Raw genomic sequence first — 24791 nt, forward strand, 5'->3', positions numbered from 1 at the left:
CCCAAGCACGCGGCAGAGATCAGTGACCCGGCAACCTACGCCTCACCGGCTGAACAGTTCGAAGACAACAGCCGGCACCCCACCGAAACGTGGGCTCAGGGCGCTGGTGCTCTCGGTCAGGAATCGTCGTGCATACGATTCGGGGTCCTCGTCGGTCAATGCCTCGATGTATGTGCGGTGCTCGCGAAGCGACAGCACCGCACGCTCCAAGCCGTGATCAGCACGCACCGCGTGCGTGGGGTTCGGGGAATTGGCGACGGCCACCCATCGGACCCCGTTCCATGGCTGGAGACCCGCCTCGGTCAGTCCGGGGAAGATCCAGCGATTACCGGCATCCGCTGCCGCGTCGAGAGCGGCGTGCGCTACGGCCACGTGGTCCGGGGTGTTCCAGGCGCCGGCACTCCAGGTCGTGTGATGGTTGAGCGTGATGACCAGTTCGGGCCGGTAGCGGCGCAAGGCCGCAGCGATGTCGCGGCGCAGCGGGAGGCCGTATTCGATCACGCCGTCGCGATGGTCGAGAACTCCACCCAGGGAAGATCGTCGACGATGACCAGCACGTCGCCCTGGGCCTCATCGGACGCGGCCTGCAGCACGGCCAGGGCGGCGTTGGAGACGACCAGGCGGTCCGGCGGCTGACCGACGCCGAAACCCAGGGCGATGCGTATGGCGTCCCGATGAGTGGCGTCCAGGGTGTCGAACGCGTCCCGCAGCGGAAGGAGCGCCTGGTTCAGTGAACGCCCGCGGCACGCAGCACGCGAGTGCCGGCGTCCACCGCCGACTTCGCGACGGCGTCCAGGAGCGCTGTCTTCCCCACGCCCGGCTCTCCGGACAACAGCAGGGCGCCGCCCGAGTCCGTGTGCGTCAGGAAGCCGGAAACCCATTCCAGGTCCCGGTCGCGCCCCACCAAAGGGCTGGTGACACCCACCAGCAGCGGGTTGGTGACTCTCACCGGACACCCCTCCCAGCCCACGTCAGGCCGCCGACGCGTCCAGCCGTGTCCCCGGGGTGGTGAGGCACGGACAGTCGGGCATGCGGGAAGGCCGCGGGCAGTCGGCAACAGCGCAGACGTCACCCGGGCATGGGGGCCGTTGCAGTCGGCTCGCGGATGCTTTCAGCTGCTCCACAGGGTGGAATGGTCCGGTGAACTCTCCTGAACACCGTACCGAACGCCCCGAACGCGCCCGACCTACCCCGAACAGCCTCACCTGTCGGCCTCGCGGTCCTCGACTCCGAGGGTCGCGTCCTGCTCGGGCTCGGCCATGACGGCCGCTGGGAACTTCCTGGCGGCAAGGTCGACACCGGGGAGGATTTCGAGACGGCCGCCTCCCGGGAACTGGCAGAGGAGACCGGACTCGTGGTGCCCGCGACTGCCGTACGGGTACTGGCGGTTCTCGTCGACGGCCTCAACGGTTTGACCCGCGTGACCGCCGCAGCGGTCACGGAGAGCGCAACGGGTAGGCCTCGGGTGACCGAGCCGAACAAGATCGTGCACTGGGACTGGTTCGCCCGTGCAGCAGTCCCTTCCGCGCTCTTCCCGCCGTCCGCCTCGGTCCTGGACTGCCTGTGGCCAGAAGCGGAACCGCCAGGAACAGCCGGGTTCCGCCATTACGGGCTTCTTGGCCATGCCCCCACCCGGCTCCGCTGAATCAGGGGTCGGCACCCGGCAGCTGATGTACCCGTCACAGCCTCCCCAGCTACTCGGTCATGAGCTGTGAGGGCCTGCGCCAGCGGCCTGGGAAGCCTCTCGGCGAGGAAGGGAGCGAGTTGGCCAGCGACCATGCTGCTCGCGCGCGTCTCCGACAGCCCAGATCCATGTCGGCGCGTCAACCTGCGCAGCCGCGCCCCTCAGTCTCCACGACCCCCGCATCACTTGGGACTTGCCGGACTCCCGGCTCCAGCCAGAGGAAGACAGAAGATGCCGCGAAACCCTGACCCGGGCTCGGACCATGCCGCGATCGGCGCCACGCTGGCGGCAGAAGCCGCCGTACTCGAAGCTCACGAGCGTCTGCTCCGAGAGGCCCTCGATGCGGTGGACGCGCGGATCGAGGCCGTCTCCGCGGCCTTACGGCACCTGCGCCGTTCGGCGGCCTCCGCCGAGGCTCAGAAGCGGGCGGACCCGGGCGACGGCCTCCGGCACAGCGTCGCCGACTCCGACGACGTGTGTCTCACGTGGCTCGACGGCCCTACGAACTGCCGCCCTTGACGATCCTGGCGCTCTGCTCACGAAGAGGCTGAGAAGCGGCCCGCGCTCGACTGGTCGAACGCGTCGACAGGGCGTCCTCGCCGGGCACGACACTCACGCTGAACACTGAACCTTGTGCCCGGGCGCGGGCCGGTTCCAGTGCAAGATCCCCGTGCGGCACCGAGGGGATGAGCCTGGCCCCTCCGCTCCGGGCGCGCACGGGCAACCCGTCCCCGTACGCGTCAGCCGTTGGGGAAGGCCGCCCAATGAGCCTCCAGGAGTGCGGCGACCTCTGCCGGCCGCTCGAGCACCGTCCAGTGGTTGCAATCGAGCTTGGCGACCTTGGAGGCGCGCAGAGACGCGCCGAGCCTCTCACCAAACTCGATCTGGCAGGCGGGGTCGAGCGCTCCCCAGAACACGAGAGACGGCGCGGACACGTTCGCCAGTGCCGGTTCCCATTCCGCCCCCATGGTCACCGCGGAGCGGTAGAGCTTGAGGATGCTGTCCTTCATCACCCCGTCCACGCGGCTGACCATCTCCTTGGCCGGTTCGACGGGGAGGTCGAAGCCCTTTACCAAGTCGTCGGCGAAGGACTCGGCTTGCAGCTCGTTCATGAAGCGTTCGCCTTCGACCGGGTCCTGCCATGTGACGGCAAGCGGATGCCAGACGTAGTCGGAGCTGATCGGACCGTTGCTCCCGGCCCAGGTACGTACGAGGTCGGGCCGGAGTGATGCGACACGGGCAGTGAATATGCAGCCCCAGTCATGACCGACCAGGTCGACCGGCTCACCGATCCGCTCCAGGCGGTCGATGAGCCAACTGACGTACTCCTCCTTGGTGGATCCGAAGTCGTCCGGCAGGGCGGCGGCGAACCCTGGCAGGTCCCAGGCCTCCACGTCGGTCCGGGAGAGGTGCCGACGTACGTCGTCCCACACGTGGTGGGTATCGGGGACGCCGTGGATCAGGATGGCAGGCATGGGGGGTGCCCTTCGTCGATCGGAGATGGGTCGACTGCCGTGGGATGAGCAGCCGTACCTCGCGTGAGGTGTCCGGCAACCATATTGCCAGGAACAACATCGTGTCACACGGTGTTGTCGCCCTCATCAACTTCGGGTCGTTTCTTCAGATGGTGCCCGGTGATTCATGTCATGTCCGATTGATCCATGGTCAATCAGCACATGGATCGAGCCGCGCGCCTCGTGGACGCTGGTGACCCGGAAGTACCGCCCGACCAGGAGTGTGTGATGAACGAAATGACGGAGCCCGACCTGCGCGGAAAGCTGGCCGTGGTCACCGGGGCGAGCGACGGCGTCGGCCTTGGGCTGGCCACACGACTCGCTCATGCCGGCGCCGAGCTGATCCTGCCGGTGCGCAACATGGCCAAGGGAACCACCGCCCTCGAACAGATCCGGACGAGCGTGCCGGGTGCGCGGACCTCCCTTCGCGTCCTCGACCTGGCTTCCTTGGCGTCGGTGGAGGACCTCGCCGAAACGCTCAATGCGGAAGGCAGGCCGATCCACCTGCTCGTCAACAACGCGGGCGTGATGGCGCCGCCGCTGCGGCACACGACCGAGGACGGATACGAGCTGCAGTTCGGAACCAACTACCTGGGTCATGTGGCCCTCACCGGGCGGCTGATGCCGTCACTGCGGGCCGGCCGGGCTCGTGTGACCACCGTGACCAGCAGTGCCGCGCGTAACAGCCGGATCGACTGGGACGACCCGCAAGGTGTGAAGCGATACTCCCCGGTGCGTGCGTACGGACAGTCCAAGCTGGCCAACCTGCTGTTCGCTCTCGAACTGGAGCGGCGCAGCGCATCGGGCGGCTGGGGCCTCGTCAGCAATGCGGCCCATCCCGGTACGACTCTGACCAACCTCTACGCAGCCGGGCCCAACCTCGGCCGCGCCCGTCCCGCACCCCACGCGGCGATCATGAGGCGGCTCGCACGCTGGGGCGTCTTCGTGCAGTCCGTCGACGCCGGCCTGCGTCCGCTGCTGTACGCGGCGACGAGCCCGGAAGCCAAGGGCGGGCGTCTGTACGGCCCCGACGGCTTGGGCCAGTTCACGGGCAGTCCCACGGAACTGGCGCTCTACAAATCGGCCCGGAGCGAGGCGGACGCGTCCCGGCTCTGGCAGCTGTCCGAGCGTCTCACCGGAGTCACCTTCGCGGCGGTCTGAAGGCGTCCGACGGACCAGGGGCAGCGTGGCTGCGTCGGCGTTCACACCGACCAGGCCGGACACGGAAACGTGCCTGACGGACCGTAAGGCAGCCCGGACCGGGCTGAGTTCACACCTTTCCTCGCCCCGTGCGGCGGGTGTCACACAAACCGGAGGACCTCGGTCTTGTATGTGGGGACGTGGCCGTCAGGCCTGGTGCACCAAGGGAGCACAGAACATTCCGTACCCGGCACGGCGGAGCACCCCTGTTCGGGAGCCTTGAAACCGCTGGCCCCGAGGAGTATCGACTCGACGACCTCACCGCAAACTGCTGGCCGCCCGCGGTGACCAGCGCGACGTGATCTCCGACGTCCACTTCCCCTTCCTCGGTGCGGTGTTCGAGAAGCGGACGCTGCTTCCTACGCCGACCGCACCGCGAGGCCACGTCGCCCTCGCGCAATGGCTCCTGCGGGGCTGACGCCCGCCTGGTGTCCCTGGGATCACGCCCATGCGTGCCCCCTCCCGACAGGCCCGCTCCCGGCACCGGGACCCCCACGCGGTTCCGACCTGCTCCAGCAGAGTGTCACAGGTACCGCACACAATTGGTCTTGCTGGATATGCGCACCCTTATACACAGTTCACGGCCGGTCCGGGTTCGCCAGGACGACTATGTGGTCAGCGCCGAGTTCTACGACGTCCTTCAGGCCGAGCAGGACGCGGTGCGGGTACGTCGCCTCTACGGCCACGCTGTGGAAAGCGCCCGGCTCGGTGTACTGGATGTCGGAGCCGGAACCGGACGGGTGACCTTGATGAGCCTTCTCGCCTCTCAGGTAGACGTACACGCCATCGAACCCGCACATGCCATGCGGACACCGCTGATGACGCGCCTGGCCTCCCTGTCCGCCGAGCTGAGGGCTCGGGTCACCGTCCATCCCACGACTCTCGGCGAGGCGGGACTCCGAGAAGTGGCGGACCTCGCGATCTGTCACAACATGATCGCCTGTTTGTCCCCCTCAGCCAGACATGTTCTGTGGCCGGCTCTCGCCGAGGCCCTGGTACCGGGTGGCTCACTGCTGCTTCAGCTTCCGCCGTCGGGCCTGTTTCCCGGCGAGGTGACTGAGCGTCGCTTCCCGGAGCAACAAGTCGGGCGACACGAGTACGGAGGCCGCATGGTGCTGTCGGCGGAGGGGGACCGGATCCGCACACGCTTCGATTACTGGGTGCGGGAGAGTGGGCTCCTGCTGCGTGAGCACACGGAAACCTTCTGGATGTGGCCGACGTCTCGCACGGAGATGATCAAGGATCTGGAAGATCACGGATTCGTGCCGCAGCCGGCGTGGGAAGATCCGGCCGTGCTGGCGATGACTCTCGGCCCCCACCCGAAATGACTCCGTTACGCTCGGCGAGACAGGAAGCGTGTGCCCGAGCCGCAGACACACTCGGCTTCTGCGACTTGTAACATGGTGGCGTTGCAGCCGAAGGGACACCTATGCACGCCGAGGCCGACGCCAACTCCCTCGAACAGGCGACACAAAACTTCCTCGCGGCACGTCCGCGGCTCTTCGGTATCGCCTACCGCTTGCTTGGCAGCACAGTGGAGGCGGAGGACATTCTTCAAGAGACGTGGTTGCGGTGGCAGAACACGGACCGCACGAAGGTGGTGGAGCCGACGGCCTTCCTCACCACGATCACCACACGTCTGGCCATCAACCTCGCTCAGTCCGCGAGGGTACGGCGGGAATCGTATGTCGGACCGTGGCTTCCCGAGCCGGTCGATACCGTTGAGGACCCTCAGCTGGGCGCGGAACGCGCTGAGGCGCTCGAACTGGCGGTGCTGTTCCTCCTGGAGAAGCTGAACCCGGTGGAGCGGGGCGCGTACGTCCTGCGGGAGGCCTTCGGCTACCCCTATCCGCAGATCGCGGGCATCTTGGAGATCAGTGAGGCCAACGCCCGTCAGCTGGTAAGCCGTGCGCGCAAGCACCTGGCCGCTGAGCGCCGGGAACGCGTGAGCCCGAGCGAGCACCGCCGCCTCCTGCGAGTGTTTCTCACCGCTGCGCAGACAGGTGATCTCGCGGTGCTCGAGGATGTGCTCACCGCAGACGTGGTCAGCTACTCCGATGGTGGAGGCACTCGTGGCGCCTCGAAGATCCCAGTGTTCGGACGCGTGCACGTTTCCAAGTACCTCGCCGCGTTCGCGCCACGGTTCTGGCCCCAGTCGGAGATCCGGTGGGTCGAGGCCAACAGTCGGCCGGCCGTCCTCATCTCCTCCGGCGGAGCAGCTGTGGCCCTGTTGTCCGTGGATGTGTCGGTGGAAGGCATCGACCGGATCATGTGGGTGATGAACCCGGCCAAGCTGTCTCCCTACGTGGCATCGCTGAACGAGTGACCGCTTCCGCGTAGTCGGGCGATCGTTACTGGGCGCATGCCACAAGGCTCGTCTCTCATCGGTCTACAGGTCGTCCGGGATCCGGGATCCTACGAAGCGTGAGGAAAAGACAACGTGACTATGGTCATGAGCGGCACGCCGGCCCGTGCCCGCGGCTGGGCGCGCAACCGGCCCGCCAGAAGCACATTCCACCGGTAGGCGCGTACCGCGACGATGCCGGAGTCATGCCGTGACCGATCGGATCCAATTGCCCGACCTGTCCATCGAGAAGGACTACGACGGAGCGTCCTTCTCTCCCATTTACACCACGACGGTTACTGTCAACGGCGGCGTGGTCTCACACGGTCGGGCCTCGGGCAAGGCACGTTCGTCGGACGGAGCCTTGGACCTCGATCTGCGCATACCCGCCGAACTCGGAGGGAACGGTCAGGGCACGAACCCTGAGCAGTTGTTCGCGGCCGGCTTCGCGGCCTGTTACCACGGAGCCCTGAGCCTGGTGGCCCAGCAGGAGGAACTCGACCCCTCCGCGATCTCCGTGGAAGCAACCGTCGCCTTCGGGCGGGATCCGGCAGACGGTGGCTACCTGCTCCAGGTTGATCTGGTGGTGAAGTGGCCTGGCATCGACCGCGAGATTGCGGCTCCCCTGCTCGAGACAGCCGACTCGTTGTGCCCCTACGCAAGGATGGCGTGGCAGGGAACCCCGACCACCATCACACTGGCCCCGTAGCGGACCAGGGCGGACTGGGGACCAAGGCTGCGCCGTGAGTTCCTGGCTGGGGATCGGTTCCCTGCACGTGAGCCGGCACTCCGCATGTCAGCTCCGGTGACCGCTGGTGATCTCCTTGCATTCCTGCGCCGTGGGTTTGGGTATCTGGGCTCCGTCCCCGTAGAAGCTCCGGCTGAGCCTGACCCGCAGCCGTTGCGCCCGGGTGGGGCTGCCGTTCACGCTTCCCGCCTGGGCTGCGGTAAGAGGTATGTCCTGCTCGTGCGCCGTGAGGATGTGCAGCTGTTCCTGGCCGAGCGGTTCATGCACCTCGACGAACTCGCCGTGCGGAAGGCGTTTGATGACGCCGGTCTCGCGTCCGTGCAGCATTCTCCCTATCGCGCCACTGGAGGGCGAGGGCCCAGCGTTTCGTCACGGCGAAGACGACGAGGGGCACGGCGAAGAGGCCGATACGGACGGTCCACGTCACCGCGTTGACAGAGACGTGGAAGCGCGTGGCAATCAGATCGTTCGCGGCGCCGAGAAGGGCCACGGCATAGACACTCAGCCACGCGGCACCAAGTGCCGTACGCACAGGCCGGTTCCGCGGGCAGTCGAGGAGGTGACGCTCTCGATCGTCGCCGGTAACCCACGACTCGATGAAGGGATAGGCGCCCAGCGTGAGGAAGAGGCCGACCCCCACGCCCAGCGGGATGAAGTTGTCGAGGGCCAGGGTGTGGCCCCAGGCGTCGATCTCCCAGCCAGGCATGACGCGCAGCAACCCGTCGGCCACGCCCATGTACCGGTCGGGCTGCGATCCTGCCGACACCTGGTCGGCCCGGTAGGGGCCGTACTGCCAGATGGGGTTGATCTGCGCGATCGCCGCGATGACGAAGATGAATCCACACACCATGAGGCCGAATGCCGCCGTCTCCACGGCGTGCACCTTGAACGGCAGGCCGACGACGTTCTTGTCCGTACGCCCCGGCCCGGGGTACTGGGTGTGCTTGTGGCGCAGCGTCAGGACCGCGTGGGCGACGATCAGCAGCAGCATGGCGGCCGGGATCACCAGGACGTAGATCGTGTTGAAGCGAGCCACCAGGTCGTCGCCGGGGAACTCGCCACCGAAGAAGAACCACGGCAGGAAGGTGCCGATGATCGGTACGGAGAGAAGGGTGCCGTTCACGACTGCCAGCCCGGTTCCCGAGAGGAGGTCGTCCGGTAGGTCGTAGCCTGTCAGGCCACCGAACATGCCCAGGGTCAGGAGCAGAAAGCCGAACACCCAGTTGAGCTCGCGCGGCTTGCGAAACGCCCCGGTGAAGAAGACCCGCATCATGTGCACGAGCATGCCGGCGACGAACACCAGCGCCGCCCAGTGGTGGGCCTGCCGGATCAGCAGCCCGCCGCGGATATCGAAGGAGATGTCCATGGTCGAGTTGAACGCTTCCGACACCAGTTGCCCCTGGAGGGGGACGTAACTTCCCTGGTACCGCACCGGTGCCGATGAGGGATGGAAGTAGAAGGAGAGGTAGACGCCTGTGACGATGAGGACGAGGAAGCTGGAGAGACAGATCTCCCCCAACATGAAGGACCAGTGGTCACGGACCCCTTCGCGCGGCGGCCCTGGTCACGCCACAGGTGCCCAGCCGGGTGTCGACCCAACGGGCGATGCTCTCACCTTTCCGCCGTTGCTGTGGTGCGGCCTGCCGACTCTCGTTGCTCATCGTTCATCACTCATTCCTGATCACCCGCAGCGACTCTCGTCCACAGGTAACGGGTCACGGGTCTCGCCCACGGCTGTCCCTGGCCGGATTTTGATGCTCTGTCCTCATTACGACCGGTTGGCCGGTGATGGTGTGACACACCCGTGCCGAACCGACGTTGTGGCCAGGAGCGACTGCCCGATCACACTGACTGCCGGCTCGTACGGAGTCTCGGTTCGCGCGCGATTACGCCGCCGGCTTCGCCGTGGGCCGGTCGGCACGTGCCGCATTGCGCCGCCTCATGGCCCGTCGTTCCGCTTCTGTGGTGCCGCCCCAGATTCCCTCCACCGGATCGGTGTCGAGGGCCCAGCTCAGGCACTGGTCGATCACGGGGCATCGGTGGCACACTGCCTTCGCCTCAGCGATCTGAATGAGCGTGGAGCCACTGCTCGCATAGCCGACAGGGAAAAACAGATCAGGATCAGTGCCTTGGCAGGTCGCCGATTCATGCCAGTCCACGAAGAACCTCCTGCGGTGCGAGATGCGTAGGGTTCAACGGCTCAACTCGTCGTACGGCGGGAGCCTCTCGGACAAGGGAGCCGAACGCCTAGTCCAGTCCCGGACCGCAGTGTTCCGAGGCACTGCGAGCACACGGAAGACGTGTCCCTCTGCGGCTGGAGACACCCGTCAGGTCTCTCACAGATGAGACCGAGCGGTCGGCGTATATGTGACACCAAGGGCTTGTCGACCACCGATTGCGAAGGCCCAGGGGCGGACTCAGTTACATACTGTAGTCAGTGTTTACCGCGAACGCTGCTTCCGCTGCCTGTTGTGCCGATGTCACAATGTCTGTGGCTGTCCGGTCTCTGTCGCGTACCAGGGCCTCGTCATCTGCCGCTCAACTTCCTCTGGTGCGGGCTCGTCACAACAGGTATCCGCCGACGGGACGGTGGAGCCGCTGAAGTGGTAGGTGAGAGGAAGGATGCGCATGAGGTCCGTCAGGCAGGTGGTGCCGATCGCGGAGCTGACGGAGGAACGCCAGCACCTGTTGGATGTCGCGTACTGGATGCTCGGCAACGGTCCAGGGCCTGAGAACGTCGTCGATGAGGCCTATCGGCTGTGGTACGGGTTGTCCGATCACGAGCTAGCGCGGATCGAGCAGCCGCGCGCTTGGCTCGTGAAGACCGTCGGCGGTATATGCGTGGCCAGGCTTGCCCAACCGGACCGGGAGCATTCACGTACGGTCGGCGAGCCTGCGTCGGAGCGGTACGAGATGCTGTCACAGGAAATTCATCAGGTGATGCTGAACTCGCTGAAATCCCTGTCTCCGACCGAGCAGGCGGCGCTCGTACTGAACGACGCTTTCGGGACGGCGCAGAGTACGGTCGCCGACATCGGCAGTCAGCCGGAATGCAAGCAGCTCACCGACCATGCACACCGCAGTCTGCAGGACCGGCGCACACGGCCCACGACGCCGCAGCAGCACGACGCGGTGACCGGCGCGGTTCATGACGCCTGCGTGGCGGAGGAAGCCGGGCTATTGGCGTCCCTGCTCGTACCGGACGTGACCGTCTACTTCGACGGCGGTGGCAAGGTACGAGCCCTGGTCCGGCCCGTCCACGGCAGACAGCAGGTCGCCCGCAGCCTGCTGACGCTGCTTGCCCGGCACCCTCGCACCAGGCTGGACACCCATCCGGTCAATGGGCGTACCGGTCTTGTCGTTCGTTACGACCGCCAGGTCGCAGGGGTCATCAGCCTGGACGTCGCCGGACCCCACGTCGTTCAGATCTGGGTCACCCTGAACCCCGACAAGCTCCGTTCCTGGAACCGGTCCAGCGCCGCTCGGTAGTGCCGCACGGCCCTGGGAGCGGGCATCGTCTTGGGCATCCGGCAGTCACCGACTGCCACTATCTCCTCGCACGGGTCAGTGCGGGTGGCGCCCGTCTCCATACCGGAAGGGACATGCAAGCGGGCGGTCCACATCGGACGGCGCCTGGTCCGACCACGGTTGTGCGCAATCCGCCTATGATGTTCCGGGGCACCCGTCTCATTGTATGGGGCGAGCGAGCGGCACCAGAGGTGTACCCGACGAGCACGCAAAAGTATTGAGGACAAGAGGACACATGGTCTCCGTAAGCCACACGGCGCACAATATCGAGATCACCGCCGAGAGCCTTCAAGAGGATCTGGCCCGCCTGGAGATTCAGAAGCAGGCGCTGGAGAGGGAGCTCGCCGCGGTCGTCGCTCATCTCGGCTCCGTACAGCGGGCCCTCACTGCCCTCGAAGCCCTCATGCACGGAGGTGCCAAGCCTCAGGCAACCGACGCGGCGGCCACGGTGTCCACGAAACGGCGTCGCCCCTCAGCACCCGTGCCCCCGCAGGAGGGCACCCCCTCCTCGGAATCTGCGGACGACGCCACCATCACACGAGGTGTCCAGAAACAGCAGCCGGCGGTGAGCCGGCGGGATCCGCGGGACTCCGCCTCCCCGGCCGTGGCCAACGCGGTCAGCCGTACCCCCAGGCCTCACACTAACGATGACGGTGACGATGACAAGAAGTACGGCAAACTCACCGAACAGATTTTGGAGTATTTCGAGGGAGCCGGCGACGCCGACGTGCGGGCCCGGGATGTCGCGGCGGCTCTCGGCCGCGACAAGGACAGCGGTAGCATCAACGCGGTGCGCAGCACCCTGGACCGGCTGGTAGGCACTTGTCGTATCCGGCGGACAGGGCGCGGCCTCTACGCCAAGCAGGCCTGAGACCGTCGGCGACCAAGCCTTGCTGCTCACCTGGTCAGTGTGACTCCGGGCACCGGCCACGGGGGGAGGACGGCACCCGGAGCACTGCACCAGGTCGGCTCTGAGACCTCGGTGCCAACGTGCGACATCTTCACGATGACCGTGTCGAACATGACGTCGCGAACGTTGTGATCAGTATACCCACTAACGAGCGTGGTCGGCACTGCCGGCAGTCGGCGTGACCTGGCGGGCGGGGCACACTGCACACCGGTCTGACGAAAACACTCTTGAGATGTTGTTGACTGCACTGTCGGCCTCCCTCACGGGGCGGCGGCCTCGGGCTGCTCCCTCCGGCGTGGTTTGCCCCGAGCCACGAAGGCCTCCCCGGGATGCTGCGCCGAGGCCGGGGAGACTATGTCACGCCCGTGGAGCGCGGCGGTCGGCCAGACAGCCAGCACGCAGATCTTGCGCTCCCATGACGATACGGCGAGCACGTGATAGCCACGGTGCATGAGTTATGCCGGGAAGCCCTTGATGACCAGACGCCGGTTCTGGAAGACCCCGCGGCCCAATCCCAAGGTCGCTACCACTCCGAGGCTCTGGTGGACGTAGTTCTTGATGGGCTTCCCCGCAGCGTAGCCAGAATGTTCTTCGCCAGGCGCTTTCCTTGTCTTACCGCGTGCTGGGCGTTCGGGACGGTGTACGCTCCCGGTCGTCCTGCCGCCAGGTCGGGGACAGCCGCGTGGTCGCCCGCAGCCCACACCTCTGACACTATGTGCGTCTCTGTGCCCACGCAAAGGTCGGGCCGAACGAGGAGGAGACCCCGGTCGTCGACGGGAAGGTCCGTGTGATTGTGTACGGTCGGGTTCGACGAGTTGCCGGCAGCCCACACGATGAGCCCCGAATCGAACTCCGCGCCACTCGACAGCACGACGTGGCCGTCCTCGGCGGAGACAAGCTGGGAGTTCAGGTGAACCGACGCGCCTCGCTCCTCCAGGGACCGGACCACCCAGGCGCCGGGCCGGTCACTGGCCTCGGGAAGAACGCGACTGCGCGCCTCGACCAGATGAAAGGACAGCGCAACTCTCCGAAGCCCTCCACACGGGAAAAGCCGCCCCCGCCGAACGTGACGGTGAGGAGTTTGCGACGTTCGAAACCGCAAGGCAGCGTTGCTGCGCGGTCGAACGAGGTCAGTAGCCGGTCACGGATGGCGACGGCTTCCTCGACATGCTTCGGGCCGAACGCCTGGTTGCTCAGTCCAGGTATGGAAACGTTCAGGTGACCGCTCCCGCGGTGACGACGAGGATGTCGTACGTCAACTGGTAGTCCGCTCCACTCGCCGGCCGAACGGTGACCGTGCGCTCACTAGTGCGGATTTCTGTCACCGCACCGGCTACCAGTCGCGTGCGGTGCAGGTGCCGCCGCAGTGACACCGCCGCGTGGCGGGCCTCGATCACGCCCGCCACGACCTCCGGCAGAAAGGGTTGGTTCGTCATGTACGGACGCGGGTCCACGACCGTGACGCGAGCCTCGCCCCGACGTAGCTTCTTTTCCAGGCCCCGGCGGTGTAGAAGCCCGCGTAACCGCCGCCGATGATCAAGATCTCACGCACGGTGTCCCCTGTTTCTCTCGGTTTCACCCATGAAGACAAGCCGATACTTCTCGTTGTGACACGTCATCGGCTGGCCCAGTGGCGTGCGGGCCCCAACTGCGGGCTCGGAGCTCGGTACCACGAGCGTGGCGGGTCCCACCCTCTTCCGATAGTCAGATGACTGATGTCTCAGAGCTTGACCGACCCGAGACTTGCAGTAGCCCGACCGACCCAGTGCAGAGGTGCGACGGCTCCGATCCATTCGGCGCACACTTCACCGCGCTGCGCGGGTGTGCTGAGCACCCGTCGGTCCGGGAAGAACAGGAAGGGATAACACTGATGACCGGGAACGCCTTCGACACCGACGACGATCGCGGGTGTGCTGACGCGGAAAACCACCGCCATGAAGGTGTCCACGCGGAACGTACGGGAATTGGATGCGAGACGGTGACGTGCCGCACACTCGTACGACTGGTTCAAGGTCAAGAGTATCCGCAGGCGACAACAGATCTCCGGTATGACAGCGCCGAACCTTTCTCAGTGGGCCTGGAGTTCAATGTGGGCACCGATAAGTCCGTCGAGTGGACATTCGCCCGCGAACTCCTGGTGTCCGGTCTGCGGCGGCTCAGTGGTCTCGGCGACGTGCAGATCTGGCCCTCCAGGATCCGAGGTGCGGAGCTCGTATTCATTTCTCTGCACTCGGGTGACTCAACAGACCTGGTCGCCGCGCCGACGATAGTGATCAGGGCATTCCTTGAACGCACCCTAGCGGTTGTACCTCTGGGAGAAGAGACGCGCTATCTGGACATTCAAAGCGCCACCGCCCAACTCCTGAACGAGACATGAAGAGTCTGAGCGGAACAGATGCCTGCCCCGAGTGCCCGGCCAGCTCGGGTTTTCACTACTGAGCCAGGCTTACCGCCCACCCACACTCATCCCGGTACCGGCCGGTGACGACCGGCCGGCGCGGGTGTCGACAGCGCCCGCACATCCCGCCGGTTCCGTCTTTCACCGACAGGACGCGGCCGCTTGCGAGGGAGATCCCCCCGCTACCGGGGACCTGTGTCACACCCGCACGGTGAGCGCTGTCTTACTGGTAGCGCCGAGGGTCGTGCCCGTGCCCAGGGGCGCGGAGGTTGCAGATTGTTTGTCCTCCCCAGAGAGGTTGACTCATGTCTACGCGCACCGTTTCTGTCAGCGAGGGCAGACGCCTTGCCCGCACCGTTGTGATCGGCACCCACCTTCTGAGATCCGATGAACCGGAGCCCGTCAGTTCCGACACCGGTCCCACCCCAGGAGAGCTGCTCCTGGCGGCGCTTGGGTCTTGTACCTCAATGGCGGTACGCGCCTATGCCGACCGGCACAGCTGGCCCTTGCATCAGGTCGACGTAGACCTCAGGTTCGGTTCGGACTCAGAGATCATCAAGGAGATCCACCTCTCCGGCGAACTTGAACCTTCCCAGTCAGAACGGCTACTGGCAGTGGCTGGCCGCTGCCCGGTGCACCGACTGCTGACAAATAGTGTCTCGGTGGTGACCCTCTCCACGGTGTGGCAGGGGTCAACCGGTCAGCCCGGACTGCCCGAGTAGGGGAATTTGGGCGCCCCTGCGGCAGCAACAACCGGAGCCGATCCCGGCTGGTGGAGTTCAACACATGGCCGTTGAGCATGCGTTGTCAGATTTCCCCTTGCTTGGCCTTTGGTACTCGGGCTGCAGCGGTGACATTACCTTGGGTCTGGAGAGGGTTTCGCTTGGAGACTCTTGATCAAACCGGTCGACTGGCCTACCTCGATGAGGTATCCGTCGGGGTCGCGCAGATAGCAGCGCAGCTCGGAGACGCGGTCGACCGGCTCGGTGAGGAAGTGGACTCCGTTAGCCACGGCATGTGCGTAAAAGGCGGCCATATCGGCTACACGCACGTTGAGGAAGCAGGATGCCCGGTCGCCGTTCTGGGGCGCTTCCAATGTGACCAGCTCATTGCGTGGATGCGAAGCGACGGGCAGGGTCGGTGCGCGAGGCCGGCTGCCAGCAGCCGGCGGACTTCCGCCGCGGTGAGTGCAACCAGGGTGGAACCGTTTCTGCAGTCCCCTTTGCCGCCGCCTGCGCCGCCGTGACCGCGAGAAGGGCGTGTGCAGGCATGGCCAGGGTGATGTGCCGTGTCCAGCCGACGTAACGGCGGACCTCGTAATGATCCAGGCCGCACTCGTTCTTCGCGGCCTGAAAGCACTCCTCGATCGCCCACCGGCGCCCGGCAACGCTCACGGGCCGGTCGACGCCGGTGCCCACCGGGGCATAACCAAGGTAGTAGAAGACGTCCTCGGGCCTGTCACCGTACATGCGGCGCAGCCCCTCCCGCACGATCACTGCGATCTCGTACGTGAACGCCGGATCGTAGGACACGGCGGCGGGATTCGTGGAGGCCAGCAAGTGGGAGTGCCCGTCGGCGTGTTGGAGCCCCTCCCACCGGGGCAGGGCCGCCCAGCGCCGCCCGCCGCTCACGCAGGTACCGCACCTCCTCCGAGTTCTCGCCCGGGTGCCAGTACGGCACCAGATCACCGCTCAACGCGCTGTCGGGGATGGGGAGTTCGAGCAGGTCACGCATCTCACGGAACTGCGCCATGGTCAGCTTCTTCATCTGGTGGTTGGCGTTGCGCGACTCGAAGGCCGAGCCGAGCGTGTGCCCCTTCACCGTCTGCGCCAGGACGACAGATGCCGGGCGAGGCATGCCCCTGGAAGTACAGCTGGTCGCCCGAGCCGGCCCCATCCTTGCCCTGGAAGAAGTGGTGGAACCCGATCTCGTACAGCCAGGCGGCCGAAGCGTAGGTGGAGATGTGGCCGCCGAGCCCGAAGCGGGAGCCGCGGGTCACCATCGCCGCCGCGTTCCATCGGTTCAGGCCGGTGATCCTGGACTCCATGGCGACGTCACCGGGAAAGGCCGGCTGCGCCGACGCCGATATCGTGTTGATGTAGTCGGAGGTCAGGAGCCGGGCAGGGACACACCTGACCGGGCCGCGAACTCGTGCACCCGTCGTAGCAGGTACACGGCCCGCTCCGGCCCGGCGTTGCGCACGACCGCGTCGAGCGACGCCTGCCATTCGGCAGTCTCTTCAGTGTCCCGGTCGGGTAGTTGGTCGAGCTCACTCATGGCTGTTTCCTGTCAGGGCGTGGCGCCGGGAGACGGTGCGTGCCGACGACGTCATCGCCGCGCGATCCACTCGGAGAAGGTTTCGTGCCCCAGCTGGGCGCCCGCCCCGGGCAGCAGCGCCCGCTGCCCGAGCACCGCCCCGAAGAACGGCGTGTGGGCGTCGGGGACCACGTCCCGCAGGTAGCCGCGCGCTGCCAGCAGCTTCGCGGTGAGGTCGTCGAGGCGGTGCTCCTCCGGACCGGCGACCTCCAGAACTCCGAACAGCGGTATTCCGACAGCGACATGGGCGACCGCGGCGGCGACGTCGTCCGTCGACACGGGACGGATCAGGACCGGCGCGACATGGACGACGTCTCCGTACGTCGCCGCGCGCGACATGTATTCCACCGACTCGAAGAACGGCGTGGCACGCACGATGGAGCAGGGCATGGGCGAGCGCCGCACCTGCTCCTCCTGCAGCGCCTTCGCACGGAAGTAGCCCGCCTGCAGATGGTCGGCCCCCACGATGGACAGGGTCACGTGATGTACGGCGCCCGCCTTCGCCGCGGCCTCCAGCAGGTTGCGGGTCGCCGTGCCGAAGAACTCCAGGCTCTCCAGTTCCCCGCGGGAGGGCGTGTCGGTGACGTCCACCACCACATCGGCACCGCGCATGGCCTCGTCGAGGCCCTTCCCGGTCGTGACGTCGACGCCCTCACCGCGTGACAGGCGCACGACCTCCACACCGTGGTCCCGAAGCCTGGCGACCGTCCTGGAACCGATCAGACCGGTGGCTCCCGCTACAACGACCCGCATTCAGGACTCCTTCCCGTCGAGGGGTCGGTGACCCCGCTGATGGTTCGTGAGGTGGCGGTGATGTCGGTCCCTCACACCACCTAGGACAGGACTCATACCAATGTTGTGACACTGGTGTGGTCGCGTGTGTCACAGATCCGTGTGGAGCCCGGTCATCACTGGAGAGGCCATGGCAGCCATGGCTCAGTGAATCCAGGTGGATCCGAGGGAGGCCGACACATGTCGGACAAGGACTCAGCGCAGGAGACCGGAGTGCGGGCCAAGTCGGAAGGATGGAAGACGGCGGCGACGATGCTGCAGGACACCGATCCGCTCACGGTGGCAGAAGGCGCGTCGGCGATGACCATCTTCGTCGAGTGGGAGCCCGGAGACCCGGGAACCCCGCCCCACCGCCACCCAGGACCGGCGTTCGGCTACGTCCTCGAGGGCGCCGTCCGCTTCGAGCTCGAGGGTGAGCCCGAGCGGGTGATCGAGGCGGGCGGGACGTTCTGGGAACCGGGTGGCGACGCGATCCACTACCAGGACGGCAACGCGCTGTCCGACGCGCGCACCCGGTTCGTCGTGACCATGCTGTGCGCGCCGGGCAAGCCCATGGTGCAACTGGTCGAGGAGGAGGAACTGGCCCAGCGGGCCCACCTCCGCGCCCCACGGCCCACCGACTGACCGCCCCGTACGCGGCGGTTGTGAAGGGACCCGTCCGCTTCGTGGGAGGGCGTGGTGCGGCATGAGCGCCACTGATGTCGTGCACGGCATGCTGACGGCCCTGTTCGCGGCCGCGGCCGTTCACACGTTGCGGCGGGCCGTGCTGACACGAGGCTCCGGATGGCGCGGCCTGGGCGACAGTCTCCTGCACACCGCCATGGCTTCGGCCATGGCGGTGATGCCGTGGCACCAGATCGACGACGGGCCGCCACCGGGACGGACGACCTTCTTCTTCGCCGCCGCGGCGCTGTGGTTCCCGCTGACCGCGGTCCTCAGCCTCCGTGGCCCCAGACTGGCCGGCCTCGTACACAGGTCGCCCCACGCGGTCGGCATGGTCGCCATGGCATGGATGCCGGTGCGGCACGGCAGCGTCACGGACGCGCACACCGGCGACCTGGTCACGGGCGCACTGACACTCTGTCTGCTGGCCTACGCTCTCCGGTCGCTGACCCGGGACATGCCCACGCTGGTCGGGGCTCCGGGCAGCGTGGGCATGTCCACCGACCTCGGCGGGCCCTGCGACCGCTTCTGGCAAGGATCGACGGCCCTGGGCACTGCCGTCATGCTGCTCAGCCCCCACTGACACCGGGCTCCGGACAGTGCCCGGTGCTGGTGACCAACGGTGTCACACATCCTGTGAGAAAGGTGGATCATGAGGGGAAACCCCACCACGGTGGGTCTGCACACCCTTCCCCGTCCCGTGGCCGTGGTGGTGGGCGCCGGTGGTGTGCTCGGAGCGGCGCACATCGGTGTCGGGTATGCGCTGGAGCACCACGGATTCGCCCCAGACATGATCATCGGTACCTCGGTGGGTGCCCTCAACGGGGCGATAGCGGCTGCCCACCCCCACAGAGCCGCGCCGTGGCTGGACCACGTGTGGACCCAATTGCGTCGCCGTGACGTGTATCCGCTCGGCTACCTGTCCTCGCGGAGCAGCGTCTTCACCGATCGCGGTCTGCGCCGGCTGATCGCCCGGGCCGGGCTGCCCGCGCGGATCGAGGAACTGGCGGTCCCGTTCACCGCGGTGGCCACGGACCTGGTCACCGGTGCTCCGGTGCTGCTCGACCGCGGGGATCTCGAGTCCGCACTGCTGGCCAGCGCAGCCATTCCCGGGATGCTGCCCCCGGTGGATCGTGCGGGGCGGACCCTCGTCGACGGCGGGCTGATCGCCTATGTCCCGGTACTGGCGGCCCTGCAGGCCGGGGCGGCCAGTGTGGTGGTCGTGGCAACCGGCCCGGAGAGCTCGCCGTTGCGCCCAATGATTCCGCGTCGACGTGCCAGTGCGATCGCCGCCAGGGCCGGGCTGCTGCTGTTGCACCACCAGATCGAGCGTGACCTGCGCGAGGTCTCCCAGCACATCCCGACCGTCGTGCTGCCGACCGGCATCGAAGCCTGGCCCGCACCGTGGGACTTCGGACAGTCCCAGCGGCTGATCACTACAGCGTGCCTCGCAGCCGAGCGCTTTCTGAACGGTCTGCGCATCAGCGGGCCGGGGCTGTACCGGGTCGACGACTCCTCGGCGGCAGCGGAAGGCCCGGACGAGACAACCATTTCTTCCACAGCGGAGGTCGGCCTGTGAGCACCATCGCGTTCCTCAGCATCGGCATGCACGGCCACGTCAACCCGACGCTGCCGGTCGTGGCCGAACTCGTTCGGCGCGGCCACACCGTCACGTACCACACCTCGCCCGCGTTCCGTGAGGAGATCGAGGCGACCGGCGCGAGCGTGCACCTGTACCCCGGGGGCGACCAGCCCTTCCCGGACCCGCCGACACCGCTCACGTGGATGGAGTCACTCGCGAGCACCGCCGTTCACATCCTGCCCGCCGTGCTCACCGACCTGAGCAGCAACCGACCCGACCTGATCGTCCACGACAGCGCCTGTCTGTGGGGCGCGGTGGCCGCCCGCGAACTCGGGGTACCCGCAGCCTCCTCGTTCACCACGTTCGCCCTCAACCGGCGTGTCCCCAGCCCCACCCGTGGCTCCTTGGACCTGCTGACCGCGGCGACGGCTCAACCCCGCAGTGTCCAGGGCTACCTGCGATCCCGCTGGGCACTGCACCGCCGTTTCGACGCGCGTGGGCTGCCCCTGCTCGACCTGGCGAACATCCGCCAGCCGCTCAACCTGGTCTACACCTCACGGGCGTTCCAGCCTGCCGTCGAGGACTTCGACCAGTCCTACCGGTTCGTCGGCCCGAGCATCGGCGCCCGACCGGCCGACCCGTCGTTCCCGACCGACCGGCTGCGGGACCCGGTGCTGTTCGCCTCGCTGGGCACGGTGTTCAACGCCGACCCCCAGTTGCTGCGCAGCCTGGCCACCGAGCTCGCCCCGCTGGGCGGCACCGTGATCGTCTCCACCGGGCAGACCGACCCCGAGGCGCTGGGGCCGTTGCCGGACAACGTGCTCGCCCGCCGCTTCGTGCCGCAACTGGAGGTGCTGGCCCGCGCGGCGCTGTTCGTCACCCACGGCGGGATGAACAGCGTCAACGAGGCCATGTACACCGGGGTTCCCCTGCTGGTGGTCCCCCAGGGTGCCGATCAGCCGATGGTGGCCCGACGCGTCGTCGAGCTCGGCGCCGGCTTGTCGATCCGTACCCAGGACGTCACAAGGGGCTCGGTGCACGTCCTCGCCCAGCAGCTGCTCCACGACCCCCGGTTCCGAGCAGCCGCGCGCACCCTGCGGGTCGCCCAGCGCGAAGCGGGGGGATATCGGCGCGCCGCCGACGAACTCGAGCGGTACCTGCACGCGGCCGGCTCGGCCGGTCAGTCGTCTCCGCCGGTCCGGCACAGCGAGGCCGAGTGATGTCCCCCGCCGTCGTTGTCCTGCTGGCGTTCGCCGGGGTGTCGGAGGCCGCCGGGCGCATCCTGCCTCTCGTAGCGCGCCGACCTGGTATGCCGCGGACTCTCATGGCCGCCTTGCTGCTGCCCGCCGGCCTCGTCGAGGGTGTGATGTTCGCCCTGTGGCCGCTGACCGCGTGGACCATGGCCGAGTTGGTGGTGTCCTCTCCATCGCCAGGAACCGGCCTGGAATGGACACCAGGCGTGGTCGCCCCACTGGTGCTCGCCGGCGTCCTCGCCTTCCCGTTGCTCGGACCTCTGCTCCACCTGGTGCTCTTCGTGGGGGTGGGGGCCGGTCTGGTCGGCCCGCTCGCCGCGGCAAGCGGGCTGGGCTGGTGGAGCGCCGCCGGTTGCGTCGCCGTCGCCGGGGCCGGGCTCGCTCTCGCAGTGGAGACCGTCCGGCATCTCGTCGTGAGGATCAGCGGGACCGGAGCACAGGAGCCGATCGCATGAACGATTTCTTGTTCTGGGCCTGCGTGGTCGGGCCTGCTCTGCTGGCCGAAGCCCTGCTGGCCCGCTACGAGGTTCTGGCCTACGGCGCCGGCTGGCGAGTACCTGCCACCGAGCTCCCGGAAGGCGTCCCCTACGCCCGGGGTGCGACCTCTGACAGGCCCCCGGGTGCCTACCTGGTCTACCTCGACGGCATCGGCAAACGCCGCGTCCGTGACAGCCGGGACGGCGGCCAGCTGGTCGAGGCCCTGATCGCCGGAGCGCCGGAGCTGCGAGTGCTGGGACAGATACAACCCTATTCACCACTGGCCGACCCGCTCGCCGACCGGCCGGTGTGGGCGTGGCTGCGCCGCCGCATCGGGCTGCTGCTGTTCCTCCACAACGTCATGCAGACCTTCGTCGCCGCCGACCACCGCTACCGGCCCCTGTACAACCGGGCCGTTGGCTCCCAGATCGCCACTCAGCTCCGGTTCGCCGGCTACCAGCCCGACAGCGGTATGCCCGTGGTTCTGCTCAGCTACAGCGGCGGCGCCCAGGTCACCACCGGCGCGGTCGACGAGCTGTACACACGGCTACGCTGCCCGCTCCTCCTGATCACGCTCGGCGGGTTCCACAACGGATCCAACGACCTCACCCATGCCGAGCACCTGCATCAACTCACCAGCACGAACGACCGAATTGAGCAGATCGGCACCTGGATCTTCCCCCAGCGCTGGCGGCTCTTCCGTCGTAGCGGATGGAACCGGGCCGTTCGTGCCGGGAAGATCACCGTGCATCGACTCGACCCGGCCACTCACTTCGGTACTCAGAGCTACATCAGCCCAACGGCTCAGCTGCCCGATGGCCGCAGCCACCTCGACCACACCGCCGACACGGTGATCGCGATCATCCGCGCCCACCACAGCACGACCGTCGCCCGAGGCGACCCGTTGCCATGAGGGCCCCGACCAGGGCACCACGGTGCCGGGGCCCAAAGGGCTGCTCAGGCCCGGCAATTCCCAGTACGGCCCGACGTCCCCGAATACAACAGCACGCCCCGTCCGGCCGGGCCTCCAGAGCCGCATCGCAGCGCGCCTGACGCTCCATCAGGAGGCCTCGATGAGGCAAAGGACAGTGGGATCGCAGGCCACTGGACCCAACACGGTCGGCTCGGCCCGCGGTGAGCCCGCACGGCCAGCCAATCCGTGCCGCGACCGCAGAGGGCCACAACCTGACCAGTGCCTCCAGCGGGGCGCCGCGGACTTTGCAGAGCGCAGGTGGGTATTGGGCCCCGCCTTCGAGGAATCGGCGCAGGACGCGCGGCCGGCACGCCCGCGCCGAGCAGTCGGCCGAAAGGCCGCGGCACCCACGCCGCGCGGCGCGACCGCTCACACGAGGCGTCGGGAGGCCCTCTGGAGCAATGCCCTCAGCAGGGCCGTCTCCTCCGCACCGAGAGCGGACACGATGCCCTCCTGCTCCTGTTCGACCGCCGCCGTCCAGCGGGTCAGCGCCTCGTTGCCCCGCTCGGACGCGAAGACCAGCACGCGCCGCCGGTCCTGGTCGTCGACCCGGCGCAGGACGAGGTTCAGGGAGACCATGCGGTCGACGACCTTGGTCAGGGTGGGCGCGGACAGCAGCGCGAACTCGGCGATCTCAGTCATGGCATGGCCTTCGCCGTCGCCCAGGAAAGACAGCACCCGCCACTCCTCGAGCGTGCCGCTCTCGGCCTTCAGCGCCTCACCGAGCCGTAGGACGACGCTGCGCTCGACGAGGGTGAGCGCTCGCGCGAGGTCGAGATCGGCTACGGCCGCCGGGGTGGTCGTGGTCATCGCCCTGCCAGAGTCGTCGTGATCTACGGGTGGAGTGATTCCACGATACAGTCCTTTCCTTATCGCTGTGAAATATTCTCGTAGCAAGCAATGGCTAGGGTGAGCGCCTATGATCGAGAAGGCGTCTGTCCGGCTCGGCGCCCCGGCGAACCGGGCCCGTGACGCACTGGATGTCGCCCTGGTGATACCGCTCCAGGGCCCGGCCGGCATCTTCGGCCCCTCCTGCGAGTGCTGCGCCCAGCTCGCGGCCGAGGAGGTCAACGCCGCATCGGGCGTACTGGGCAGGGAGGTTCGCCTGGTGCTCGTCGACGGCGGTGCGCCGCCCGAGCAGGTGGCCACGGAGGTCGACGCCCTGATCTCCGGAGGCGTCGTCGACGCGGTGGCCGGCTGGCACATCTCCGCCGTCCGCGAGGTCGTCGCCCCACGCATCGACGGCCGGGTGCCCTACGTCTACACGGCACTGTACGAGGGCGGCGAGCGCTCCCCGGGCGTCTTTCTCACCGGTGAGACCCCGAACCGTCAACTGCGGCCCGCGCTGCGGTGGTTCGCGAGCGAACTGGACATCCGCCGCTGGACGATCGTCGGCGACGACTACGTCTGGCCCCGCTCGTCGGCCCGTGCCGCCCACCGCTATCTGCGCGAACTGGGCGGCGAGGTCTGTGACGAGATGTACGTGCCGCTGGGCACCCAGGACTTCGGGCCCGTCCTCGCGCGAGTCGCGGCAAGCGGCTGCGAGGCCGTGCTGATGCTGCTGATCGGGCAGGACGCCGTCCTCTTCAACCGCGCCTTCACCGCGGCCGGGCTGGACCGCGACCTCATCCGGTTCAGTTCCCTGATCGAGGAGAACGTCCTGCTGGCCACCGGCCCGGAGAACACCCGGGGCCTGATGACCTCGGCCGGCTACTTCGAGGACCTGCCGACCGCGTCCGGGCTCGACTTCGCCGCCGCCTACTTCCGCCGGTTCGGCCCCGGCGCACCGGTGCTCAACAGCCTCGGCGAGTCGTGCTACGAGGGCGTGCGCATGCTCACCGAACTCCTGCGCCGGGCGGGCGACACGGATGTGCGGCGCATCCAGGCGACCGCCGAGGGGCTGGAGTACGAGAGCCCCCGCGGCACGGTCCAGATCCGTGACCGCCACCTCGAGCAGCGGGTTTTCCTCGCGGCGGCCGACGGGCTGCGGTGGGACGTGCTGCAGCAGCTTCCCTGACCCGCGGGGAGTTCTTTTTTACCTGTGCGCAACACGCGACCCCCTTGCCCAATTACTTCGGCTGGAAATACTTTTTTCTCGAAGCTTTTGGAGGTTGATAGCCCATGGCCATGTATCAGTACCGCTGTGCGGGCTGCGGCCCCTTCGACGTGGCCCGGCCGATCGGCCGGGCTCTCGCCGAGGAGCCGTGCGAGAACTGCGCAGGCCCGTCCCGCCGGGTCTTCACCGCCCCGCTGCTCGCCCGCACCTCCGCCCCCCTGGCCCGTGCCCTGCACGCACAGGAGGCCAGCGCCCATGAGCCGCGGGTCGTCACCGCCGCACCCCCGGCCCGCCGCCGGCCGACCCCTTCGGCCGATCCCCGTCAGGCCGGGCTCCCCAAACCCTGATCCCCA

Annotated in this window: 22 protein-coding genes and 7 pseudogenes; 18 read left to right on the top strand and 11 right to left on the bottom strand. The window is 67.5% G+C overall.

Going from position 1 to position 24791, the window contains the following annotated elements; translation table 11 throughout:
* Positions 1–42: 42 nt before the first annotated feature.
* Together AQJ46_RS01170 and AQJ46_RS56930 are read right to left on the bottom strand one after the other, a co-directional pair.
* Positions 43–522: pseudogene (locus tag AQJ46_RS01170) on the bottom strand (PIG-L family deacetylase); the annotation flags it as partial.
* 205 nt (positions 523–727) lie between these two features.
* Positions 728–949: an ATP-binding protein gene (locus tag AQJ46_RS56930; protein ID WP_059203761.1), complete on the bottom strand. Its 222-nt coding sequence runs from the start codon at positions 947–949 to the stop codon at positions 728–730.
* Between the two features lie 191 nt (positions 950–1140).
* On the opposite strand from AQJ46_RS56930, the pseudogene AQJ46_RS51615 reads away from it, so the two are divergent.
* Both AQJ46_RS51615 and AQJ46_RS01185 read left to right on the top strand, forming a co-directional pair.
* Positions 1141–1645, top strand: a pseudogene (locus tag AQJ46_RS51615) (nucleotide triphosphate diphosphatase NUDT15).
* A 270-nt stretch (positions 1646–1915) separates the two neighbouring features.
* Complete coding sequence (locus AQJ46_RS01185) at positions 1916–2203, top strand: hypothetical protein (RefSeq protein ID WP_059203763.1); 288 nt, start codon at positions 1916–1918, stop codon at positions 2201–2203.
* A 221-nt stretch (positions 2204–2424) separates the two neighbouring features.
* Here the strand turns inward: AQJ46_RS01185 and AQJ46_RS01190 are convergent, their stop codons facing one another.
* A complete protein-coding gene (locus tag AQJ46_RS01190) occupies positions 2425–3159 on the bottom strand; it encodes an alpha/beta fold hydrolase (RefSeq protein ID WP_059203764.1) in 735 nt (244 codons plus the stop codon).
* Positions 3160–3426: 267 nt separating this feature from the next.
* Between AQJ46_RS01190 and AQJ46_RS01195 the strand changes: the two genes are divergently transcribed.
* From AQJ46_RS01195 to AQJ46_RS01210, 4 genes are all read left to right on the top strand, one after another.
* Positions 3427–4359, top strand: coding sequence for an SDR family oxidoreductase (locus tag AQJ46_RS01195; RefSeq protein WP_059203765.1), 933 nt, complete (start codon positions 3427–3429; stop codon positions 4357–4359).
* A gap of 596 nt (positions 4360–4955) precedes the next feature.
* Positions 4956–5726, top strand: a complete 771-nt coding sequence (locus tag AQJ46_RS01200; RefSeq protein ID WP_059204367.1) for a class I SAM-dependent methyltransferase — start codon at positions 4956–4958, stop codon at positions 5724–5726.
* A gap of 101 nt (positions 5727–5827) precedes the next feature.
* Positions 5828–6724 carry an RNA polymerase sigma-70 factor gene (locus AQJ46_RS01205; protein ID WP_059203766.1) on the top strand — a complete coding sequence of 299 codons (897 nt, stop codon included), beginning with the start codon at positions 5828–5830 and terminating at the stop codon, positions 6722–6724.
* 229 nt (positions 6725–6953) lie between these two features.
* Positions 6954–7451, top strand: coding sequence for an Ohr family peroxiredoxin (locus AQJ46_RS01210; RefSeq protein WP_059203767.1), 498 nt, complete (start codon positions 6954–6956; stop codon positions 7449–7451).
* A gap of 87 nt (positions 7452–7538) precedes the next feature.
* Here AQJ46_RS01210 and qcrB read toward each other — a convergent pair.
* Both qcrB and AQJ46_RS01220 read right to left on the bottom strand, forming a co-directional pair.
* Positions 7539–9151 (bottom strand): annotated as a pseudogene (qcrB, locus tag AQJ46_RS01215) (cytochrome bc1 complex cytochrome b subunit).
* 225 nt (positions 9152–9376) lie between these two features.
* Positions 9377–9649 (bottom strand): WhiB family transcriptional regulator, encoded by a 273-nt coding sequence (locus AQJ46_RS01220; RefSeq protein WP_059203768.1) that lies wholly within the window; start codon positions 9647–9649, stop codon positions 9377–9379.
* Positions 9650–10136: 487 nt separating this feature from the next.
* Between AQJ46_RS01220 and AQJ46_RS01225 the strand changes: the two genes are divergently transcribed.
* Together AQJ46_RS01225 and AQJ46_RS01230 are read left to right on the top strand one after the other, a co-directional pair.
* The gene (locus AQJ46_RS01225) at positions 10137–10979 is read left to right on the top strand and encodes a sigma-70 family RNA polymerase sigma factor family protein (RefSeq protein WP_318656707.1); all 843 of its coding nucleotides are present in this window, start codon (positions 10137–10139) and stop codon (positions 10977–10979) included.
* Between the two features lie 274 nt (positions 10980–11253).
* Entirely contained in the window at positions 11254–11889 is a 636-nt protein-coding gene (locus tag AQJ46_RS01230; protein WP_059203770.1) for a hypothetical protein, read from the top strand.
* A 299-nt stretch (positions 11890–12188) separates the two neighbouring features.
* Here the strand turns inward: AQJ46_RS01230 and AQJ46_RS01235 are convergent.
* Positions 12189–13480, bottom strand: a pseudogene (locus tag AQJ46_RS01235) (NAD(P)/FAD-dependent oxidoreductase).
* A gap of 156 nt (positions 13481–13636) precedes the next feature.
* Between AQJ46_RS01235 and AQJ46_RS51620 the strand changes: the two are divergent.
* Positions 13637–14305 (top strand): SsgA family sporulation/cell division regulator, encoded by a 669-nt coding sequence (locus AQJ46_RS51620; protein WP_079072062.1) that lies wholly within the window; start codon positions 13637–13639, stop codon positions 14303–14305.
* A 326-nt stretch (positions 14306–14631) separates the two neighbouring features.
* The gene (locus AQJ46_RS51625) at positions 14632–15048 is read left to right on the top strand and encodes an OsmC family protein (RefSeq protein ID WP_079072063.1); all 417 of its coding nucleotides are present in this window, start codon (positions 14632–14634) and stop codon (positions 15046–15048) included.
* 134 nt (positions 15049–15182) lie between these two features.
* On the opposite strand, the pseudogene AQJ46_RS56065 reads toward AQJ46_RS51625, so the two are convergent.
* The 4 genes and pseudogenes from AQJ46_RS56065 to AQJ46_RS01250 all read right to left on the bottom strand — a co-directional run.
* A pseudogene (locus AQJ46_RS56065) lies at positions 15183–15428 on the bottom strand (VOC family protein); the annotation flags it as partial.
* Between the two features lie 328 nt (positions 15429–15756).
* A pseudogene (locus AQJ46_RS59420) lies at positions 15757–15918 on the bottom strand (hypothetical protein); the annotation flags it as partial.
* Between the two features lie 248 nt (positions 15919–16166).
* A pseudogene (locus AQJ46_RS59425) lies at positions 16167–16603 on the bottom strand (pyruvate dehydrogenase (acetyl-transferring), homodimeric type); the annotation flags it as partial.
* Positions 16604–16654: 51 nt separating this feature from the next.
* Positions 16655–17395, bottom strand: coding sequence for an SDR family oxidoreductase (locus tag AQJ46_RS01250; protein WP_059203772.1), 741 nt, complete (start codon positions 17393–17395; stop codon positions 16655–16657).
* Positions 17396–17530: 135 nt separating this feature from the next.
* Here AQJ46_RS01250 and AQJ46_RS01255 point away from each other — a divergent pair, with 135 nt between their 5' ends.
* From AQJ46_RS01255 to AQJ46_RS01280, 6 genes are all read left to right on the top strand, one after another.
* Entirely contained in the window at positions 17531–18058 is a 528-nt protein-coding gene (locus AQJ46_RS01255; RefSeq protein ID WP_455770086.1) for a cupin domain-containing protein, read from the top strand.
* 61 nt (positions 18059–18119) lie between these two features.
* Positions 18120–18680, top strand: a complete 561-nt coding sequence (locus AQJ46_RS01260; RefSeq protein WP_063803744.1) for a DUF5134 domain-containing protein — start codon at positions 18120–18122, stop codon at positions 18678–18680.
* A gap of 69 nt (positions 18681–18749) precedes the next feature.
* Positions 18750–19676, top strand: coding sequence for a patatin-like phospholipase family protein (locus AQJ46_RS01265; protein WP_059203774.1), 927 nt, complete (start codon positions 18750–18752; stop codon positions 19674–19676).
* Positions 19673–20899, top strand: a complete 1227-nt coding sequence (locus tag AQJ46_RS01270) for a macrolide family glycosyltransferase (RefSeq protein ID WP_059203775.1) — start codon at positions 19673–19675, stop codon at positions 20897–20899. Before AQJ46_RS01265 ends, AQJ46_RS01270 begins: the two co-directional genes overlap by 4 nt.
* On the top strand, positions 20899–21387 hold the full coding sequence (locus AQJ46_RS01275) for a hypothetical protein (RefSeq protein ID WP_059204369.1): 489 nt from the start codon (positions 20899–20901) through the stop codon (positions 21385–21387). Before AQJ46_RS01270 ends, AQJ46_RS01275 begins: the two co-directional genes overlap by 1 nt.
* The gene (locus AQJ46_RS01280; RefSeq protein ID WP_059203776.1) at positions 21384–22322 is read left to right on the top strand and encodes a hypothetical protein; all 939 of its coding nucleotides are present in this window, start codon (positions 21384–21386) and stop codon (positions 22320–22322) included. The genes AQJ46_RS01275 and AQJ46_RS01280 overlap by 4 nt, the downstream gene beginning before the upstream one ends.
* Before the next feature lie 429 nt (positions 22323–22751).
* Here the strand turns inward: AQJ46_RS01280 and AQJ46_RS01285 are convergent, their stop codons facing one another.
* Positions 22752–23192, bottom strand: a complete 441-nt coding sequence (locus AQJ46_RS01285) for a MarR family winged helix-turn-helix transcriptional regulator (RefSeq protein ID WP_059203777.1) — start codon at positions 23190–23192, stop codon at positions 22752–22754.
* A gap of 109 nt (positions 23193–23301) precedes the next feature.
* Between AQJ46_RS01285 and AQJ46_RS01290 the strand changes: the two genes are divergently transcribed.
* Both AQJ46_RS01290 and AQJ46_RS01295 read left to right on the top strand, forming a co-directional pair.
* Positions 23302–24399 carry a substrate-binding domain-containing protein gene (locus tag AQJ46_RS01290; RefSeq protein ID WP_059203778.1) on the top strand — a complete coding sequence of 366 codons (1098 nt, stop codon included), beginning with the start codon at positions 23302–23304 and terminating at the stop codon, positions 24397–24399.
* Positions 24400–24503: 104 nt separating this feature from the next.
* The gene (locus AQJ46_RS01295) at positions 24504–24785 is read left to right on the top strand and encodes a zinc ribbon domain-containing protein (RefSeq protein WP_059203779.1); all 282 of its coding nucleotides are present in this window, start codon (positions 24504–24506) and stop codon (positions 24783–24785) included.
* The last annotated feature ends 6 nt before the right edge of the window (positions 24786–24791 follow it).

The organism is Streptomyces canus (genome assembly GCF_001514145.1).
Classification (GTDB): Bacteria; Actinomycetota; Actinomycetes; order Streptomycetales; family Streptomycetaceae; genus Streptomyces; species Streptomyces canus.